13 protein-coding genes are annotated in these 19584 nt (G+C 61.8%); 7 read left to right on the top strand and 6 right to left on the bottom strand.

The window, feature by feature from the left end:
- Positions 1 to 127: 127 nt before the first annotated feature.
- From recC to recD, 3 genes are read left to right on the top strand one after another with little or no spacing between them, the layout of a single operon-like run.
- Positions 128 to 3580 carry an exodeoxyribonuclease V subunit gamma gene (gene recC / locus NQL71_RS06925; protein WP_274642453.1) on the top strand — a complete coding sequence of 1151 codons (3453 nt, stop codon included), beginning with the start codon at positions 128 to 130 and terminating at the stop codon, positions 3578 to 3580.
- Positions 3577 to 7266, top strand: a complete 3690-nt coding sequence (recB, locus tag NQL71_RS06920) for an exodeoxyribonuclease V subunit beta (RefSeq protein ID WP_274642452.1) — start codon at positions 3577 to 3579, stop codon at positions 7264 to 7266. The genes recC and recB overlap by 4 nt, the downstream gene beginning before the upstream one ends.
- Complete coding sequence (gene recD, locus NQL71_RS06915; RefSeq protein WP_274642451.1) at positions 7263 to 9362, top strand: exodeoxyribonuclease V subunit alpha; 2100 nt, start codon at positions 7263 to 7265, stop codon at positions 9360 to 9362. Before recB ends, recD begins: the two co-directional genes overlap by 4 nt.
- A gap of 9 nt (positions 9363 to 9371) precedes the next feature.
- Here the strand turns inward: recD and NQL71_RS06910 are convergent, their stop codons facing one another.
- Entirely contained in the window at positions 9372 to 10319 is a 948-nt protein-coding gene (locus NQL71_RS06910; RefSeq protein WP_274642450.1) for a LysR family transcriptional regulator, read from the bottom strand.
- 150 nt (positions 10320 to 10469) lie between these two features.
- On the opposite strand from NQL71_RS06910, the gene NQL71_RS06905 reads away from it, so the two are divergent.
- On the top strand, positions 10470 to 11996 hold the full coding sequence (locus NQL71_RS06905; protein WP_274642449.1) for a CoA-acylating methylmalonate-semialdehyde dehydrogenase: 1527 nt from the start codon (positions 10470 to 10472) through the stop codon (positions 11994 to 11996).
- Between the two features lie 10 nt (positions 11997 to 12006).
- Entirely contained in the window at positions 12007 to 12894 is an 888-nt protein-coding gene (gene mmsB, locus NQL71_RS06900; protein WP_077186383.1) for a 3-hydroxyisobutyrate dehydrogenase, read from the top strand.
- A 58-nt stretch (positions 12895 to 12952) separates the two neighbouring features.
- Here the strand turns inward: mmsB and NQL71_RS06895 are convergent, their stop codons facing one another.
- Entirely contained in the window at positions 12953 to 13297 is a 345-nt protein-coding gene (locus NQL71_RS06895; protein ID WP_008024653.1) for a cupin domain-containing protein, read from the bottom strand.
- A 275-nt stretch (positions 13298 to 13572) separates the two neighbouring features.
- On the opposite strand from NQL71_RS06895, the gene kynB reads away from it, so the two are divergent.
- Positions 13573 to 14238 carry an arylformamidase gene (gene kynB / locus NQL71_RS06890; protein WP_046820671.1) on the top strand — a complete coding sequence of 222 codons (666 nt, stop codon included), beginning with the start codon at positions 13573 to 13575 and terminating at the stop codon, positions 14236 to 14238.
- Positions 14235 to 15089 (top strand): tryptophan 2,3-dioxygenase, encoded by an 855-nt coding sequence (kynA, locus tag NQL71_RS06885; protein WP_046820670.1) that lies wholly within the window; start codon positions 14235 to 14237, stop codon positions 15087 to 15089. Before kynB ends, kynA begins: the two co-directional genes overlap by 4 nt.
- A gap of 63 nt (positions 15090 to 15152) precedes the next feature.
- On the opposite strand, the gene NQL71_RS06880 is transcribed toward kynA, so the two are convergent.
- Genes NQL71_RS06880 through antA form a run of 4 tightly spaced genes read right to left on the bottom strand, consistent with a single transcriptional unit; the run spans position 15153 to position 19520 of the window.
- Positions 15153 to 16556 (bottom strand): amino acid permease, encoded by a 1404-nt coding sequence (locus tag NQL71_RS06880; protein ID WP_046820669.1) that lies wholly within the window; start codon positions 16554 to 16556, stop codon positions 15153 to 15155.
- 43 nt (positions 16557 to 16599) lie between these two features.
- Positions 16600 to 17619, bottom strand: a complete 1020-nt coding sequence (gene antC / locus NQL71_RS06875; RefSeq protein ID WP_274642448.1) for an anthranilate 1,2-dioxygenase electron transfer component AntC — start codon at positions 17617 to 17619, stop codon at positions 16600 to 16602.
- An 18-nt stretch (positions 17620 to 17637) separates the two neighbouring features.
- Complete coding sequence (antB, locus tag NQL71_RS06870) at positions 17638 to 18129, bottom strand: anthranilate 1,2-dioxygenase small subunit (RefSeq protein WP_166618463.1); 492 nt, start codon at positions 18127 to 18129, stop codon at positions 17638 to 17640.
- The gene (gene antA / locus NQL71_RS06865; RefSeq protein WP_248687816.1) at positions 18129 to 19520 is read right to left on the bottom strand and encodes an anthranilate 1,2-dioxygenase large subunit; all 1392 of its coding nucleotides are present in this window, start codon (positions 19518 to 19520) and stop codon (positions 18129 to 18131) included. The genes antB and antA overlap by 1 nt, the downstream gene beginning before the upstream one ends.
- Positions 19521 to 19584 lie beyond the last annotated feature (64 nt).

Here is a 19584-nt window from a genome sequence, read left to right as displayed (position 1 = left end):
CCGCAACCCCGTACGTTGACGACCATAACGAGCAACTCGGTTCGCCGCACCGCTCGCTCCTACAATGAAGCAACTCGCCTTCAATGCTAAAGTCGTCCCTCGATTTGCGCTTTCCAAGGAAGCCTTTATGCCGGACGCAACGTCCCTCAGTGCTGGTTTTATGGTGGTTCACGGCAATCGCCTGGACGAGTTACGCAGCCTGGTGGTGAGCTGGATGCGGCGCTACCCGCTGGCCCCCCTGGAAAATGAAATCGCCCTGGTGCAAAGCAACGGCATAGCCCAATGGCTAAAGCTGGCACTGGCTGAAGACGCTGAAGATGATGATATGGGTGGCTGCGGCATCGCCGCCGCCATCGACGTGCAATTGCCCGGCAGTTTCATGTGGCAGCTCTATCGGATGGTCCTGGGTCGCGATGAAATTCCGGCCAACTCGTTGCTGGATAAGGCCCCCTTGACCTGGCGCCTGATGCGTCTGCTGCCGCAGGTGATCAATCAACCGCACTTCGAGCCGCTACAGCGCTTTCTTACCCATGACACCGATTTGCGCAAACGCTATCAATTGTCTGAGCGGTTGGCGGATCTGTTCGACCAATACCAGGTTTATCGCGCCGATTGGCTTGAAGACTGGGCGGAAGGTCGTCACCAGTTGCGTAACGGCAGGGGAGAAGCCAAGCCGTTGACCGCGGCCAATGCCTGGCAGGCGGAGTTGTGGCGTGCATTGTTGCTGGACGTCGGTGAGGCAGGGATGGCGCAAAGCCGAGCCGGCGTGCATCAGCGGTTTATCGAACGCATCAACAGCCTCGACGTTGCCCCCAGCGGATTGCCGTCACGGGTCATCGTGTTCGGCATTTCCTCCCTGCCGGCTCAAGCCTTGGAAGCCCTGGCCGGACTGGCTCGATTCAGCCAGGTGCTGCTGTGCGTGCACAACCCCTGTCGTCACCATTGGGCGGACATCGTCGCCGACAAAGACCTGTTGCGCCATCAATACAAACGGCAGGCACGCAAGAGCGGCATGCCGGGTGTGCTCGACCCGCAAACCCTGCATCAACACGCCCATCCGCTACTGGCGGCATGGGGCAAGCAGGGGCGGGACTACATCAACCTGCTCGACAGCTACGACGATCCCAACAGCTATCGCTCGGCATTTCGTGACGGGCGCATCGACCTGTTCAGTGACAGCCTGCCGCTGCACATGCTCAACCAGTTGCAGGACGACATCCTTGAGTTGCGTCCGCTGAGTGAAACCCGTGAATGCTGGCCGGCGGTGGATCTGCAGAAAGACTCTTCGATCCGCTTCCACATTGCCCACAGCGCTCAACGCGAAGTGGAGATCCTGCACGATCAGTTGCTCGCGCGCTTCAGCGCCGATCCGTTGTTGCGGCCCAGGGATGTGATCGTCATGGTCCCGGACATCGATGCCTATGCCCCGCACATTCGCGCGGTGTTCGGCCAGCTTGAGCGACACGATCCGCGCTTCATACCCTTCACCCTCGCCGACCAGGGCCAGCGCGGTCGTGATCCTTTGCTGATCGCGGTCGAACATCTGCTCAAGCTGCCAGACAGCCGTTTCCCGGTCAGTGAGATTCTCGACCTGCTGGACGTCCCCGCGTTACGGGAGCGCTTCGGCGTAGAGGAACGAGACTTGCCAACCCTGCACCGCTGGATCGAAGGGGCGGGCATCCGCTGGGGCATGAATGCCGAGCAGCGCGCAGGCCTTGGCCTGCCAGAGGCCCTGGAACAAAACAGTTGGCGTTTTGGCCTGCGGCGGATGTTGCTTGGGTACGCCGTTGGCAGTTCCGGCGCGTGTGGCGGCATCGAACCCTACGACGAGATCGGTGGCCTGGATGCCGCGCTCATCGGCCCACTGGTAGCGCTGCTGGATGCCCTGGAAATTGCCCACCACGAGCTTTCCCAACCGGCATCGCCCCAGCAATGGAGCCAGCGCTTGCAGGCGTTGATGTCACTTTTTTTCCAGGCCAGTAACGAGCATGACGAGTACTTGCTGACGCAGCTGGAAACGTTGCGTGAGACCTGGCTGGAGAATTGTGAGTCTGTCGGCTTGCACGACGAGCTGACGCTGACCGTCGTCCGTGAAGCCTGGCTGGCCGGTCTCGATCAGGGGCGCTTGTCCCAGCGCTTTCTGGCCGGGGCGGTCAACTTCTGCACCTTGATGCCCATGCGCGCGATCCCGTTCAAGCTGGTGTGCCTGCTGGGGATGAACGATGGCGACTACCCGCGGGCACAACCGCCGCTGGACTTCGACCTCATGGGCAGCGACTACCGTCCAGGCGATCGCTCGCGGCGTGAGGATGACCGCTATTTGCTGCTGGAAGCGCTGTTGTCGGCGCGCGACCAACTCTACGTCAGCTGGGTCGGTCGCAGCATTCGCGACAACAGCGAGCGCCCGGCATCGGTGCTCATTGGTCAGCTCCGTGACCATTTGGCCAGCGGATGGCGATTGGCCGATGAAGGACAGGGTTTGCTTGAGGCCATGACCCAGGAGCACCCGCTGCAACCCTTCAGCGCCCGTTACTTTCACCAGGGCGATGCCCTGTTCAGCTATGCCAGCGAATGGCAGGTGCTGCATCAAGCCAGCGGGCAAGCGCCTGGCCGCGAGCTACTGGATGCCCACGTCCAGGAGGAGCCGTTGAGTCTGGGGCAACTACAGGATTTCCTGCGCAACCCGGTACGACATTTCTTCAGTCAGCGCTTGAAGGTGTTCTTCGAGGCTGCCGAAGTGCCCTTGGCCGATGAAGAGCCCTTTGTCCTCGACGCCCTGCAACGCTATAGCCTGAGCGACAGTTTGCTCGGCGCGGCCCTGGCAGACCTGGATAACACCGACCGGGTGCTGGAGGCGCATGCCACTCGTTTGCAAAACAGCGGGCTGCTGCCCATGGCGGGGTTTGGCGAGTGCCTGCAACGCGAGTTGATCGAACCGTTGCCGGATCTGCTCGCGCGTTATCAACAGCTCCTGGCATTATGGCCAACCCCCCTGGCCAGCGCCCTGCCAGTCAATCTGCAAGTGGATGGCCTGCGTATCGAGGGCTGGCTCAGCGGCCTGCATCAACGTGCCGACGGTGGCTTGCTGTCGGTCACGACGATCCCCAACAGCATCGGTTCGATCAAGTCGCGCAAATGGCATCGGCTGACACGGCCCTGGATCAATCACCTGGTGGCATGCGCCAGCGGCATGGCGATGACCACGGCCCTGGTGGCCAGTGACGACAGCCTGATACTCGACCCCATTGCCCAGGAAGGTGCTTTGCGCACACTGGGCGATCTGTTGCTGGCCTGGCAAGCAGGCATGCGCCAGCCCCTGCCGATTGCGGTCAAGACCGCCTTTGCCTGGCTCGGCCAAACCGATCCGCTCAAAGCCCAGGCCGCTGCCCGCAAGGCCTATGAGGGGGATGGCTTGACCACCGACGGCGAGCGTCGTGAAAGTGTGGCGCTCGCGCGTCAGTTTGGCGACTACGACGCCCTGGTCGCCGATGAAACGTTCGCCGATTGGTGTGACGCCCTGTATCGGCCGCTGCTTGAGGCGCCTTGGCGTTCAGTGTCCAGCGAGGAGCCCCGCCCATGACCACCCAGACCCCCTTGGCCCTGGCGTTCCCGCTACGTGGCAGTCAACTGATCGAAGCCAGTGCCGGTACCGGCAAGACCTTCACCATTTCCGCACTGTACCTGCGCCTGGTCCTTGGCCATGGCGGTGAATGTGGTTTCGGCCGTGAACTGCTCCCACCCCAGATTCTGGTGGTGACTTTTACCGACGCCGCCACTAAAGAGCTGCGCGAACGCATTCGTACGCGCCTGGCAGAAGCCGCGCGGTTCTTCCGTGACGAAACGCCGGCCCCCGACGCGCTGATCAACCAGCTGCGGCAGGAGTACGCGCCCGAGCAGTGGCCCGGGTGTGCCAATCGCCTGGACATCGCCGCGCAATGGATGGATGAGGCGGCTGTGTCGACCATCCACAGTTGGTGTCAGCGCATGTTGCGCGAGCACGCCTTCGACAGCGGCAGCCTGTTTACCCAGACCCTCGAAACCGACCACAGCGATCTGCTGGGTGAAGTCCTGCGCGATTACTGGCGGCTGTTCTGTTATCCGATGCAAGGCGATGCATTGAGCTGGGTGCGCGGCAATTGGGGTGGACCGGCCGCCTTGTTGCCGCGCATCCGCGGGCTGTTCGCCAGCGCGCGCGATACCCTCGCCGGTAAAGAACCGGCGCAGCTGATCAGCGAGTGTCTGCAAGAGCGTCGAGCCGCCTTGCTAGAGCTCAAGATGCCGTGGCGCCAGTGGGCCGACGAGTTGCTGGCCCTGTGTCACGAAGGTGTCGCCAGCAAGAGTGTGGACGGGCGCAAGATGCAGGCGCGGTATTTCGAGCCTTGGTTCGAGAAAATCAAAGCCTGGGCCGAAGATGAGGCCCTGGAGCAACTGGACATCGGCACCGGCTTCACGCGCCTGACCCCCGACGGCATGGCCGAAGCCTGGAAGAAGGGCGCAGTGCCGGATCATCCGGGCCTGGACGCCATGCCCGGGCTCAAGGCCTGCCTCGATGCCTTGCCGACGCCCGATGCCGCCGTGCTGCAACATGCTGCCCATTGGGTAGGCGAACGTTTCGAGGAGGAAAAGCGCCGCCGCGCGGAAATGGGCTTCGACGACATGTTGCTGCGCCTGGACGCGGCATTGCAAAGCGATGGCGGCGAGCGCCTGGCAACCTTGATCCGCGAGCAGTTCCCGGTGGCGTTGATCGACGAATTCCAGGACACCGACCCGGTGCAGTATCGGATCTTCGAGAGCATCTACCGTATTGAAGACAACAGTCCCGACAGCGGCCTGTTCCTGATCGGCGACCCGAAGCAGGCGATCTATGCCTTCCGCGGCGCCGACATCTATACCTACCTGCGCGCCCGTCAGGCGACCACCGGCCGCCTGCATACCCTGGGCACCAACTTCCGTTCGAGCCATGGCATGGTCAGTGCCGTGAACCATGTATTCGACTGCGCCGAGTCTCGCGAGTCGGGGCGCGGGGCCTTTCTGTTCCGGGAGAAAAATGGCGACAACCCGGTGCCGTTTCTGCCCGTCGAGTCCCAGGGGCGCAAGGAAGTCCTGCGCATCAATCATCAGGCCGTCCCCGCGTTGAACATCTGGCACCTGCCGGCCGAACAGCCGTTGTCCGGTGCGGTCTATCGGCAACAACTGGCCGCCGCCTGTGCCAGTGAAATCACCGCCTTGCTCAATGGCGGGCAACAAGGCCTTGCGGGATTCGTACGTGATGATCAGGCGCTCAAGGGCCTGATGCCTGCGGACATAGCCATCCTCGTGCGTGACGGCAAGGAAGCCCAGGCGGTGCGTGCCGAACTTTCTGTGCGCGGCGTGCGCAGCGTTTATCTGTCGGACAAGGACTCGGTGTTCGCCGCGCAGGAAGCTCACGACGTGCTGACCTGGCTCAAGGCCTGCGCCGAGCCGGACGTCGAGCGGCCACTGCGGGCTGCGTTGGCCAGCATCACGCTGAATCTGTCATTGGCCGAGCTTGAACAGCTGAACCAGGACGAACTTGCCTGGGAAGCCCGGGTCATGCAGTTCCGCCGTTATCGCGAGCTGTGGCGCAAGCAAGGTGTGTTGCCGATGCTGCGACGCTTGCTGCATGACTTCAAGCTGCCCCAGGCCTTGATGGCGCGCAGCGATGGCGAGCGAGTGCTGACCAACCTCTTGCACCTGTCCGAGTTGCTGCAACAGGCGGCCGCCGAACTGGACGGCGAGCAGGCCTTGATCCGGCATTTGTCCGAGCACCTGGCATTGTCGGGCCAGGCGGGCGAAGAGCAGATCCTGCGCCTGGAGAGCGACGAGCAGTTGGTCAAGGTCGTGACCATTCACAAGTCCAAGGGGCTTGAGTACCCGTTGGTGTTCCTGCCGTTCATTTGCTCGGCGAAACCGGTGGATGGCAGCCGTCTGCCGTTGCATTACCACGACGCTGCAGGCAAGGCCCAAGTGAGTTTGAACCCCACGGCCGAACTGATTGCGCTGGCCGATGACGAGCGCCTGGCCGAAGACTTGCGCCTGTTGTACGTGGCCCTGACGCGGGCGCAACACGCCTGCTGGTTGGGCGTGGCGGATCTCAAGCGTGGCAATAACAACAGTTCGGTGCTGCACCTGTCGGCACTGGGGTATCTGTTGGGTGGCGGTGCCTGCTTGACCGAGTCGGCGGGTTTGCAGGCCTGGTTGCGCGACCTGCAACAGGGCTGCCCGGCGATTGGCTGGGGCGAAATGCCCGAGGCCACCGTCGAGACTTACCATCCACCACAGAACACCGCGGCGTTGCTGGCCCCGTTGACGGTGCAACGCAAGGCCAGTGAAAACTGGTGGATTGCCTCCTACAGCGCCTTGCGTATTGGCGACAGCCTGAGCATCGGCAGTGATCAGGCGCCGGAAAGCCCCCAGGCGCAGAAACTCTTCGACGACGAACGTCTCGACCCGCAAGCCCCCCGAGAGATGGTGGCCGGCGGTGCCGATATCCATCGATTCCCCCGTGGCCCCAACCCGGGCACCTTTCTCCATGGTTTGCTCGAATGGGCCGGTGACGAAGGTTTTTCCGCCACCCCCCAGGCCGTGGAAGACGCGATTGCCCGTCGCTGCAATCGCCGTGGTTGGGAAGGCTGGATCACCACGCTGAGTGAATGGTTGCAGCACCTGCTCAAGTCGCCATTGCCTGTGGGTAGCAGCCAGGCGCCCGTCATCTTCGCGCAGTTGACCCAATACCAGGTCGAGATGGAGTTCTGGTTCGCCAGCCACAAGGTCGATGTGCTCAAGCTCGACGCCCTGGTGTGCCAATACACCCACAATGGCGTGCCTCGGGTGGCCGCGGAACCCGTGTTGCTCAATGGCATGTTCAAGGGCTTCATCGACCTGACGTTCGAGCATGACGGCCGCTACTACGTCGCCGACTACAAATCCAACTGGCTTGGGGCCGACGATGCAGCCTATACCGAGCAGGCCATGGAACAGTCGATCCTCGACAACCGCTACGACCTGCAATACGTGTTGTACCTCCTGGCCCTGCATCGCCAACTCAAGGCCCGGCTTGCCGATTACGATTACGACCGGCATGTCGGCGGTGCGCTGTACCTGTTCCTGCGGGGTACGCGTGCGCCAAGCCAGGGCGTGTATTTCGCCCGTCCGCCCCGGGCGTTGATCGAGCAACTGGACCGCCTGTTCCAGGGCAAACCGCAGCCCAGGGTCGAACCCGCCTGGGAACAGGGAGTACTGCTATGAACCGTACCTTCGCCGATGTGCTGGCGACGCCACTGAGCGCCGACAGCCTGGCGCAACTCAGCCCCTTGAGTCGTGCCGAAGACCTGTTGCTGCTGCTCTCGCGCTGGGTCGAGCGTGGCTGGTTGCGCGCCCTGGACAAGGCCTTCGTCGGCTTTCTTCACGAACTGGCGCCGGACGACGATCCGCTGGTGCTGCTGGCGGCGGCATTGACCAGCCACCAGTTGGGCCACGGGCATGTCTGCCTGGACCTGTTCGAGACACTCAAGGAGCCGGACTTCGCCCTGTCGCTGCCCCCGGAAGGTGACCTGCAAGGCGGCGCGATGTTGCTGCCTTCGCAGTTGCTGGAATCCCTGGATGGCGCCCATTGGTGCAAGGTGCTGGCGTCCAGCAGCCTGGTTGCCCTGGCCGCGGACGAGCGCGACAGTGTGCAGCAGCGGCCCCTGGTGCTGGCCGGCAAGCGCCTCTACCTGCGGCGTTACTGGGCCTACGAGCGACGTATCGACAATGCGTTGCGTGAGCGCCTGGCGGCCCAGGAAGACGCACCGGATGATTTACCGCAACGCCTGACCGGTCTGTTTGGTCCGGCCAGGCCCGGTGAAGTCATCGACTGGCAGAAACTGGCCTGCGCCCTCGCCACTCGCAGCGCGTTCAGTATCGTCACCGGCGGCCCAGGCACCGGCAAGACCACCACGGTCGTGCGCTTGCTCGCGTTACTCCAGGCCCCGGCAGTAGAGGCGGGCAAACCGCTGCGCATTCGTCTCGCCGCGCCAACCGGCAAGGCCGCGGCGCGGCTGACAGAATCCATCAGTGCGCAAGTGCGCACGCTGAAAGTCGCAGAAGCCCTGCGCGATAAAATCCCTTCCGATGTCACCACCGTGCACCGCCTGCTCGGTAGCCGCCCGGGCACCCGACATTTCCGTCACCACGCTGGCAATCACTTGCCGCTGGATGTGTTGGTGGTTGACGAGGCGTCGATGATCGACCTGGAGATGATGGCCAACCTGCTCGATGCACTGCCGGCCCATGCCCGTCTGGTGCTGCTGGGTGACAAGGACCAGCTGGCGTCGGTGGAAGCCGGTGCCGTGCTGGGCGACCTGTGTCGCGACGCCGAAGCGGGTTGGTATAGCCCGCAGACTCGCCAGTGGCTGCAGGCCGTCAGTGGCGAGAACCTTGAAGCCAGCGGGTTGCAGGAAGATACCCAGGGCACCCATCCGCTGGCCCAGCAAGTGGTGATGTTGCGTCACTCGCGGCGCTTCGGTGAGGGCAGCGGCATTGGTCAACTGGCCCGTTGGGTGAACCAGCAACAGCCCGCCGAAGCCCGAAAATTGTTGGCGGCGCGCAGCCACGACGATGTGTTCTGCCTGCCCCTCAAGAATGAGCAGGATCGGGCGCTGGAACGCCTGTTGCTCGACGGTCACGGTGAAGGGCCGCATGGCTACCGGTATTACTTGAGCCTGCTGCGCAACCAGCGGCCACCGCTTGATTGTCCCCTGGAAGATGCGCGCTGGACCGATTGGGCCCGGCACGTCCTGCAGGCGTTCGACGCCTTCCAGTTGTTGTGCGCCGTGCGCAAGGGCCCGTGGGGCGTCGAAGGCTTGAACCAGCGGGTGACCGACGCCTTGCTCAAGGCGCGTTTGATCGACAGCGACCAGCAGTGGTACGAAGGCCGGCCAGTGCTGATGACCCGCAACGACTATGGTCTGGGCTTGATGAATGGCGACATCGGCATCGCCCTCAAGCTTCCCGAACGCGAGGGACCCGACGCCGGCAAACCGGTACTGCGGGTCGCGTTCCCAAGGAACGACGGCCAAGGCGGCGTGCGATTTGTGTTGCCCAGTCGCCTCAACGATGTCGAAACCGTGTACGCCATGACCGTGCACAAATCCCAGGGCTCGGAATTCGCCCACACCGCCTTGATCCTGCCCGATGCGCTGAACCCGGTCCTCACCAAGGAGCTGATCTACACCGGCATCACCCGGGCCAAGGACTGGTTCACCTTGATCGAACCTCGCGCGGGCGTCTTCGAGGAAGCGGTGCGGCGCCGGGTCAAACGCTTGAGCGGGCTGATGCTGGAACTCAAGGAGGGCAGCGACTGACAGCGTCGATCAGTCGGCAAACAGCATCTGCCGACTGTCACCCATCAACAGGGCCTGGTTCTGCTCGGTCACTGCGCGGATGTAATCCCACAACAGTGTGATCCGCTTGAGCTTCCTCAAGTCTTCCCGGCAGTACATCCAGAACTGCCGGGTGATGGTGACTTCCTGCGGCAGCACCGCCAGCAGCCGTGGGTCCTGGGCGGCGAGGAAACACGGCAGGATGGCCAGTGAACGCCCTTGCTGCGCGGCCACGAATTGCGCGATCACGCTGGTGCTGCGCAGGTTGGCGCTGGCGCCGGGGAGCACGTTGGCCAGGTACAGCAGCTCGGAGCTGAACGCCAGGTCGTCGACGTAACTGATGAACGAATGCTTGCTCAGGTCGGCCGGGCGGCGGATGGCCGGGTGTTTGTCGAGGTATTCCTGGGTCGCATACAGCTGCAGGCGGTAGTCGGTCAGCTTGCAGCAGACATAGGGCCCGTGTTCCGGGCGTTCCAGGGCGATGACGATGTCGGCCTCGCGCTTGGACAGGCTGATGAAGTGCGGCAGCGGGAGGATGTCCACCGATATCGCCGGGTAGGCGTCGACGAAATGACTCAGTTGCGGAGTGATGAAAAAGCTGCCAAACCCTTCGGTGCAGCCCATGCGCACGTGACCGGACAACGCCACCCCGGAGCCCGATACCTGCTCGCAGGCCATGTGCAGCGTGCTTTCGATCGATTCGGCGTACCCCAGCAGGCGCTGGCCTTCGGCGGTCAGGACAAAGCCGCTGGTCCGGGATTTCTCGAACAGCAAGGTGCCCAATGAAGCTTCCAGCGCACTGATACGTCGCGACACGGTGGTGTAGTCGACGGCCAGGCGCTTGGCCGCGGTGCTGGCCTTGCGGGTACGGGCGACTTCAAGGAAAAACTTGAGGTCATCCCAGTTCAGCGAGCTCAGTGATGTGATGTTTTTTTGCATGTTGGACCGGCTTTTATATGCGTTCTTATTAGAAGTTTGCACATCTATACTCCAAAAACAGCCCGATCACCAATTCGCGGCACACGCCTCATCTCAAGGTGACCATTTCGCCTTGGCTCCCAAGATAAAAACAAACATCCGGAGACCGACATGAACGCTTCGCTCACGCCTAACGACACCACCGTACAAAAGGTCAAGCTGTTGATCGACGGCGAGTGGGTCGAATCCCAGACCACCGAGTGGCACGACATCGTCAACCCGGCCACCCAACAGGTGCTGGCCAAGGTACCGTTTGCCACCGCTGAAGAAGTCGACGCCGCCATCAACGCCGCCCATCGCGCCTTCCAGACCTGGAAGCTGACGCCCATCGGCGCGCGGATGCGCATCATGCTCAAGCTTCAGGCGTTGATTCGCGAACACTCCAAGCGCATCGCCGTGGTCCTGAGCGCCGAGCAGGGCAAAACCATTGCCGACGCTGAAGGCGACATTTTCCGTGGCCTGGAAGTCGTTGAGCACGCGTGCTCCATCGGCAGCCTGCAAATGGGCGAATTCGCTGAAAACGTTGCGGGCGGTGTCGACACCTACACCCTGCGTCAGCCAATCGGCGTGTGCGCCGGCATTACCCCGTTCAACTTCCCGGCGATGATTCCACTGTGGATGTTCCCGATGGCCATCGCCTGCGGCAACACCTTCGTGCTCAAGCCGTCCGAGCAGGACCCGATGTCGACCATGCTGCTGGTGGAGTTGGCCATCGAGGCCGGCATTCCCGCCGGCGTGCTCAACGTCGTGCATGGCGGCAAGGATGTGGTGGATGCGCTCTGCACCCACAAAGACATCAAGGCCGTTTCCTTCGTCGGTTCGACGGCGGTGGGCACTCACGTCTATGACCTGGCCGGCAAGCATGGCAAGCGCGTGCAGTCGATGATGGGTGCAAAAAACCACGCCGTGGTCCTGCCCGATGCCAATCGCGAACAAGCGCTGAACGCGCTGGTGGGCGCCGGTTTCGGTGCGGCCGGTCAACGCTGCATGGCCACCTCGGTGGTGGTGCTGGTGGGCGCGGCCAAGCAATGGCTGCCTGACCTTAAGGCGCTGGCGCAGAAACTCAAGGTCAATGCCGGCAGCGAGCCGGGCACCGATGTTGGTCCGGTCATCTCGAAAAAGGCCAAGGCGCGGATTCTCGACCTGATCGAAAGCGGCATCAAGGAAGGCGCGAAACTCGAGCTCGACGGTCGTGAAATCACCGTTCCCGGTTACGAGAAGGGCAACTTCGTCGGCCCGACCCTGTTTTCCGGCGTGACCACCGACATGCAGATCTACACCCAGGAAATCTTCGGCCCGGTGCTGGTCGTGCTGGAAGTCAATACCCTCGACGAGGCCATTGCCCTGGTCAACGCCAACCCGTTCGGCAACGGCACGGGCCTGTTCACCCAATCCGGTGCGGCGGCGCGCAAATTCCAGAGCGAAATCGACGTCGGCCAGGTCGGCATCAACATCCCGATCCCGGTGCCGGTCCCGTTCTTCAGCTTTACCGGTTCGCGCGGTTCCAAGCTCGGCGACCTCGGCCCATATGGCAAGCAAGTGGTGCAGTTCTACACTCAGACCAAGACCGTCACCAGCCGCTGGTTCGATGACGACAGCGTTAACGACGGTGTGAACACCACCATCAACTTGCGTTAAGGAGCCGGACATGAACATCGCTTTTATCGGTCTCGGCAACATGGGCGCGCCGATGGCGCGCAACCTGATCAAGGCCGGCCATTCACTGCGCCTGGTCGACCTGAACAAAACCGTGCTGGCGGAGCTTGAGCAACTGGGTGGCAGCATCAGCCCGACGGCCAGGGAGGCGGCAGAAGGCGCGGAACTGGTGATCACCATGCTGCCTGCTGCCGTGCATGTGCGCAGCGTCTGGCTGGGCGAAGACGGTGTGCTCGCCGGTATCGGCAAGGGTGTGCCGGCCGTGGATTGCAGCACCATCGATCCGCAGACTGCCCGTGATGTCGCCGCGGCCGCGGCCAAACAGGGCGTGGCCATGGCCGATGCGCCGGTCTCCGGTGGCACCGGTGGCGCTGCGGCGGGGACCTTGACGTTCATGGTCGGCGCGACCCCGGAACTGTTTGCGACCCTGCAACCGGTGCTGGCGCAGATGGGCCGTAACATCGTCCATTGCGGTGAAGTCGGCACCGGTCAGATTGCCAAGATCTGCAACAACCTGCTGCTGGGCATCTCCATGGTTGGCGTCAGCGAAGCCATGGCGCTGGGTGATGCCTTGGGCATCGACACCAAGGTGCTGGCCGGCATCATCAACAGCTCCACCGGCCGTTGCTGGAGTTCGGAGATGTACAACCCATGGCCGGGCATCGTCGAAACGGCACCGGCCTCGCGCGGCTATACCGGTGGCTTTGGTGCCGAGCTGATGCTCAAGGATCTGGGCCTGGCCACCGAAGCGGCCCGTCAGGCGCACCAGCCGGTGGTGCTGGGTGCGGTGGCGCAACAACTGTATCAAGCGATGAGCTTGCGTGGGGAAGGGGGCAGTGACTTCTCGGCGATCATCAACGGTTATCGTAAACCGCAATAATCGAACCGATCGACATTTACCGGGAAATCACATCGCGTGATCTCCCGGTTTTTTTGCATCAGGCAAACACGAAATATTTGCGCACGGTTTCCACCACTTCCCACGTGCCTTTCATCCCCGGCTCAATGACGAAAATGTCGCCGGCGCGCAGGTGGATCGGCTCTTTCCCCTCAGGGGTGATGATGCAGTAACCTTCGCGGAAATCGCAGTATTCCCACTTCACGTATTCCACATACCACTTGCCCGGCGTGCAGATCCAGGTGCCCATGATCTTGCTACCGTCTTCGCTGGTGTAGGCGTTGAGGTTGACGGTGTGCGGGTCGCCTTCGAGTTTTTCCCATTTGCAGGCGTCGAGTACGGGCAGCGGGTGGGTGTCGCGAAGTACGGTAATCGGTGCGGACATGATGACTCCGGGCGTGAGGGATAACTGAAGTCGCACCCTATAGGGCCTGGTGCGGTATCAGTTGTCTGTGCTCGACATCGGGGTATCCAGAAACGCAGTGACCTTCACCCGCTCAACGCCTGCCAACGGCTGTGGCGCCATTGAAATTTCCACTCGGTAAACCGCCGATATCTGGCAGTTTGTGCGAAAGCCCCAGGTTTTTTCGAAGGTTTTTGCAAGAACATGCACAGGTATCGCTCGTATCATTCACTTCGGAAAAGGCCGAGAGCTGTGCAATGAAAAAAACAATGTCGTGGTGGGACATCAGCCCGCCCTTGAGTACCGCAACACCGACCTGGCCGGGAGATACGCCGTTTCAGGAAGAACGCGTCTGGACGCTGGGGCCTGAATGCCCGGTGAATGTCGGACGCATCACGCTGTCGCCGCACACTGGCGCCCATGTCGACGCGCCGCTGCATTACAGCAAGGACGGTGCGGCCATCGGCGATGTTTCTCTCGATGTGTATATCGGGCCGTGCCGGGTCCTGCATTGCCTGGGCAGCGACACACTGGTGCAACCCGGGCAACTGCAAGGTCGTCTGGCCAACCTGCCCGAACGCGTCCTGCTGCGTACCTATCAACAGGCGCCGCTGACTAGCTGGGACCCCGAATTCACCGCGGTCGGCAAAGACACCGTCGACCTGCTGGCGAGTCTCGGCGTGCGCCTGATCGGTATCGACACACCGTCGCTGGACCCGCAGCAATCCAAGACCATGGATGCGCACAACGCCGTGGCGCGCCACGGCATGGCCATTCTCGAAGGCATCGTGCTCGATGACGTCCCGGAAGGGGATTACGAGTTGATCGCGCTGCCGCTGCGTTTTGCCAACCTCGACGCCAGCCCGGTCAGGGCTATCTTGCGTCCACTGAATTCACTGCCACATGAGGAGCCTGGTCAATGAGCCAATGTCCGTATTCGCCTGCCAATCAGACAGATGAATGGCATAACGCCGAGCTGAATTTTTCCGACTCCATGAGCTACGGCGACTACCTGGACCTGGGGCGCATCCTCAGTGCCCAGCACCCGTTGTCGCCAGACCATAACGAGATGCTGTTCATCATTCAGCACCAGACCTCCGAGCTGTGGATGAAGCTGATGCTGCACGAGCTCAAGGCCGCCCGCGAACACGTTCGTTTGGGTGAGTTGCCGCCGGCCTTCAAGATGCTGGCGCGGGTCTCGCGGATCTTTGACCAACTGGTGCATGCGTGGACGGTGCTGGCCACCATGACGCCCACCGAATACCACTCGATCCGGCCTTTCCTGGGGCAATCGTCGGGCTTCCAGTCGTTTCAGTACCGTGAAATCGAGTTCATCCTGGGCAACAAGAGCGCGACGCTGTTGCGCCCCCACGCCCATCGGCCGGAGCTGTTGCAGGAGCTGGAAAAAGCCATCGCCACGCCTTCGCTGTATGACGAAGCGATTCGCCTGATGGCCAACGCCGGGCTGACGATCGACCCGCAACGTTTCGAGCGTGACCCAACCGGCCCGACGCAGCATGACGCCTCGGTCGAAGCCGCCTGGCGCGTGGTCTACAAGGATCCGACGCGTTATTGGGACCTCTATCAGTTGGCCGAGAAATTCATCGATCTCGAAGACTCGTTCCGCCAGTGGCGCTTCCGCCATGTCACCACGGTCGAGCGGATCATCGGCTTCCAGCCCGGCACTGGCGGCACGGAAGGGGTGGGTTATCTGCGCAAGATGCTCGATACCGTGCTGTTCCCGGAATTGTGGCGAGTGCGTTCGACCCTTTGATCCAGCAGGCATGAAAAAGCCCCGGCATTCGATGAATACCGGGGCTTTTTGTTGCGCGCTGGATTATTGAGCGACTGGCAAGCGGCGATCGCGCGCCACGCGCACCCGGTAGAACAGGTAGATGATCGCCACCCATACCGGGATGGCGATGACCGAGGCACGAATGCCCGGAATCATCCACATCACGCAGATGATCATGGCCATGAACGCCAGGCACAGGTAGTTGCTGAAAGGAAACCAGAACGACTTGAAGCCCGGCACGATGCCTTGCTGGCCCATGATTTTGCGAAACTTCAGGTGGGTCAGGCTGATCAGCGTCCAGTTGATCATCAACGAAGCGACCACCAGGGCGAACAGCAACTCCAGCGCTTCATGGGGCGCCAGGTAGTTGACCAGCACCGACAGCATGGTGATCAGCGCCGAGATGCCCAGCGCCCGCAGGGGCACGCCCTGTTTGTTCAGTTTCATCAGCGACTTCGGTGCGTCGCCCTGTTCGGCCAGTCCGTAGAGCATGCGGCTGTTGCAGTAGACGCCGCTGTTGTAGACCGAGAGCGCCGCGGTGAGCACCACGAAGTTGAGGATGTGCGCGGCGGTGTCGCTGCCGATCAACGAGAAGATCTGCACGAACGGGCTGCCACTGTAGGCATCGCCGGATGCGCCGAGGGTCTGCAGCAGTTGATCCCAGGGGTACAGCGACAGGAGCACGGTGAGGGCGCCGACGTAGAAGATCAACACGCGATAAACCACCTGGTTGATCGCCTTGGGAATCACCTTGCGCGGCTCGCTGGCTTCAGCGGCCGTGATGCCGACCAGTTCCAGGCCGCCGAAGGAGAACATGATGAACGCCATCGACATCAGCAAGCCGGTGGTGCCGTTGGGGAAGAAGCCGCCGTGGCTCCACAGGTTGCTGACCGACGCCTGCGGGCCGCCGGTGCCGCTGAACAGCATGTAGCAGCCCAGGACGATCATGCCGATGATTGCCACGACCTTGATGATCGCGAACCAGAATTCCATCTCGCCGAAGACTTTGACGTTCATCGTGTTGATCAGGTTGACCAGGACGAAGAACACCGCGGCGCTGACCCAGGTCGGAATCTCCGGCCACCAGAATTGCACGTACTTGCCCACGGCCGTCAGCTCGGCCATGCCCACCAGCACGTACAGCACCCAGTAATTCCAGCCGGACAGGAAGCCGGCATAACCGCTCCAGTACTTGTGGGCGAAGTGACTGAAGGAACCTGCCACCGGCTCCTCGACAATCATCTCGCCCAACTGGCGCATGATCAGGAAGGCGATGAACCCGGCAATCGCATAACCGAGGATCATCGACGGCCCGGCCGACTTGAGCACGCCTGCGGAGCCCAGGAACAGCCCCGTACCAATAGCCCCGCCCAAGGCGATCAGTTGAATATGTCTATTCTTCAACCCCCGCTTGAGCGTTCCCTGTTGCAAGATTTCATCCGCCATCTCGATCCCTTCTGGTTATTGTTGTCAGGCCTGATTTGAAAGATCAGATATTACTCTCGGTAAACTTTTCGTAATACAGGTGAACACTGTCCAGCGCCTGGGCCTGCAACCAGTCCTTGATCGACTCGACCATCGGCGGCGGGCCGCAGACGTACATGTCGACCGGCGCGTCGCGCAGTTCACTGATGTCGAAATGCTCGGCAATGTAGCCGCGCTTGCCCGTCCACTGGGGCGAAGGGTCGCTGACCACTTCGGTGTAGCGAAACCCTGGAAGACGTTCGGCATAGGCCTCGATTCGTGCGCGTTCACACAGATCGGCAGCGTCGCGCACGCCGTAGTACAGATGCACCGGCTGCGCGCAACCGCGTTCGGCGAGATCGTCGAGCATGCCCAGCAGTGCCGACAGCCCGGTACCGCCCGCTACCAGGATCAGCGGTTTGGCCACGTGCCGCAGATAGAAGGCGCCCAGCGGTGCCTCCAGCATGATGTCGTCGCCCACCTGGCAGCGATCACGGATGTAGTTGCTCATGACGCCGTCGGGCAACAGGCGAATCAGGAATTGCAGTTGATTGCGTTCACTCGGCCGATTGGCAAACGAGTAGGAACGCTTGCTTTCGGTCCCGGGAATCGACAACCGCGCGTATTGCCCCGGCAGAAAATCCAGTGTGGGCGTCGTGCCAAGATCCAGGTGCAGGATCGCAGTGCTGGCTGAAACCTGCCTGACTTCAGTTACCGTCGCGCTCAGTTGTGCCGGGCCCGCGGCGTTGCACAGGCTGGAGGCGAAGTCGAAATAGAACGCCGCGTCGGACTTCACCCGCGTCTGGCAGGTGAGCATCTTGCGCTGCTGCAGGTCCAGGCTGGAAAGCGCTTCCTCGTCAACGTAATCCTGGCTGTAGTCGCCCGACTCACAGCGCCCCTGACAGGTGCCGCAAACGCCTTCGCGGCAATCCAGGGGAATATTGATGCCGTTGCGCAGGGCGGCGTCGAGGAGGATTTCGTTGGGTTGTACGGGAAAGAACAGGGTTTTGCCGTCGGCAAAGCTGAACGCTACTTTGTGATTCATGCCTCGGTCTCCAGGGGCTCAGAGGTGGTAGAAGTCGAGTACCGAGTTGATGGTGTCGTTGAGCAGCAGCACATGCTTGCGGCTGATCAGCCAGCTGTCGGCGTGAGGCTTGAGCCGGTAGGTCGCGCGGCCATAGAACTGCTCGGACGTGGCCAGGCGATAGAACAGCGTGTGCCAGTTCAGGCGCACCTCCAGTTCAGCGTTTTCGAGTTCGTCGATCCGCACGTTGTTGATCAGGTGCAAGGTGCGCGGCATTGGCGTCGAGGACGCGGACTTGCCCGTGCGCAGGCGGAACACGCGATCTTCCAGGCCTGAACGGTTGGGGTAGTAGATCAGCGACATCTCGCGCTTGGGGTCGCGGGTGTAGACGTGTTCCGAATCCCATTGCGGCAGGTGGAATTCACTCTGCTCGTCGAACAGCTGGACGTAGGCGTCCCAGTCCTGGGCGTCGCACAGTTCGGATTTGCGGTAGAAAAACTGTTCGATCTGGTACTGCAATTGCGCATTCATCATTGCACCTCACGGAGTTTCAGGGATTTCGCGTCCAGGCCATCGAGCAGGAATTTCTGCCAGTTGCTGTGCTGGTTGACGTAGAGCCCTTCGTGGGTGAACTCGGTGCCGGTCATGGCCGGGGCAATGCCGATCGCCTCGCTGTTGGGCGTGGCGCCGGTGGCCCAGCGATGACTGCCACGGGAAATGTCGCTCCAGCGCTCCAGGCGTGCCTGGAAGCCGCGCTGGGCTTCACGGAATTCCACCAGGTCGTCCGGTGTGCCCAGGCCCGAGACGTTGAAGAAATCCTCGAACTGGCGAATGCGGTTTTCGCGGTCAGCGTCCGACTCGTTTTTCACCCCGATGCACTGGCTGATGATCTCGGTCTTGTTCCAGGCCACCGGGCGGATGATGCGCAGTTGCGAGCTGATCTGGTCGAGGAAAAACAGGCTCGGGTAGATGTTCAGGTTGCGCAGGCGATGCATCATCCATTCGGCCTTTTCCTGGCCGTGTTCTTCGACCAGGCGCGGCATGATGGTGGCGTAGCCCGAGCGTACCGTCGGGTTCGGCATGTCACTGAACAGCACGCTGTGACCGTTGTTGAAGGCGAACCAGCCATCATCGGTATTGGCATCGCCCGCCCCGAGCTTGCTGTAGTCCAGGGTGCTGCCACTGCCGGTGCCGTTCTCGCTGTTGACCTGCTGGCGATGCTGCACCGTGGCCACGTAGTTATAGTGGACGGTGCTGACGTGATAGCCGTCGAGGCCGTTTTCGTTCTGCAGTTTCCAGTTGCCGTCGTAGGTGTAGGCCGACTTGCCGGGCAGCACTTCCAGCTCACCGGTGGGCGACTGGGCGACCATCATGTCGAAGAACACCTTGGCGTCGCCGAGGAAGTCTTCCAGGCTATTGTCGGCATGCACATCGAGGCTGATGAACACGAAACCCTTGTAGCTCTCGATGCGGGCTTTCTTCAGGCCACGGGTGGCCTTGTCGAAACCTTCGGGATACTCGCCAGGCGCCTTGACCTTCACCAGGCGCCCGTCGCTCTTGTAGCACCAGGCGTGGAACGGGCAGGTGAACGTCGACTGGTTGCCCTTGCCGACGCGGGTCAGGGTGGTGCCGCGATGCTGGCAAGCGTTGATCAAGGCGTTGAGCTGACCATCGCCGTCGCGGGTAATGATCATCGGCTGGCGGCCGGCACGCATCGTGACGAAGTCGTGGTTATTGGCCAGCTCGCTTTCATGGCAGGCGTAGATCCAGTTCTTCTCGAAGATCAGTTCCATCTCCAGATCGAACAACTGCGGCTCGGTGAAAATGTCCCGGGCGATGCGGAACACGCCTTCTACCGGACGGAAGTCCAGGCAACCCTGGATAAACGCTTTCCACTGCTCGACGTTTTTTTCGCCACTCATGGGTGTGCACCTGTTTTTTATTGGGGCTAATCGGTGTGCGCATTAGAGGGAGTGGGGTGGGCAG

Source organism: Pseudomonas serbica (assembly GCF_028823535.1).
GTDB lineage: Bacteria > Pseudomonadota > Gammaproteobacteria > Pseudomonadales > Pseudomonadaceae > Aquipseudomonas > Aquipseudomonas serbica.
Note: the sequence above shows the minus strand (reverse complement) of the source record. Positions and strands in the feature narration are given on the sequence as shown.

Bases quoted from the DNA above. Each gene is read 5' to 3' on its own strand.
- recB (WP_274642452.1), top strand. From the start codon at position 3,577: ATGACCACCCAGACCCCCTTGGCCCTGGCGTTCCCGCTACGTGGCAGT.
- kynA (WP_046820670.1), top strand. From the start codon at position 14,235: ATGAGCCAATGTCCGTATTCGCCTGCCAATCAGACAGATGAATGGCAT.
- recC (WP_274642453.1), top strand. From the start codon at position 128: ATGCCGGACGCAACGTCCCTCAGTGCTGGTTTTATGGTGGTTCACGGC.
- antB (WP_166618463.1), bottom strand. From the start codon at position 18,129: ATGAATGCGCAATTGCAGTACCAGATCGAACAGTTTTTCTACCGCAAA.
- antC (WP_274642448.1), bottom strand. From the start codon at position 17,619: ATGAATCACAAAGTAGCGTTCAGCTTTGCCGACGGCAAAACCCTGTTC.
- kynB (WP_046820671.1), top strand. From the start codon at position 13,573: ATGAAAAAAACAATGTCGTGGTGGGACATCAGCCCGCCCTTGAGTACC.
- antA (WP_248687816.1), bottom strand. From the start codon at position 19,520: ATGAGTGGCGAAAAAAACGTCGAGCAGTGGAAAGCGTTTATCCAGGGT.
- NQL71_RS06895 (WP_008024653.1), bottom strand. From the start codon at position 13,297: ATGTCCGCACCGATTACCGTACTTCGCGACACCCACCCGCTGCCCGTA.
- recD (WP_274642451.1), top strand. From the start codon at position 7,263: ATGAACCGTACCTTCGCCGATGTGCTGGCGACGCCACTGAGCGCCGAC.
- NQL71_RS06905 (WP_274642449.1), top strand. From the start codon at position 10,470: ATGAACGCTTCGCTCACGCCTAACGACACCACCGTACAAAAGGTCAAG.
- NQL71_RS06880 (WP_046820669.1), bottom strand. From the start codon at position 16,556: ATGGCGGATGAAATCTTGCAACAGGGAACGCTCAAGCGGGGGTTGAAG.
- mmsB (WP_077186383.1), top strand. From the start codon at position 12,007: ATGAACATCGCTTTTATCGGTCTCGGCAACATGGGCGCGCCGATGGCG.
- NQL71_RS06910 (WP_274642450.1), bottom strand. From the start codon at position 10,319: ATGCAAAAAAACATCACATCACTGAGCTCGCTGAACTGGGATGACCTC.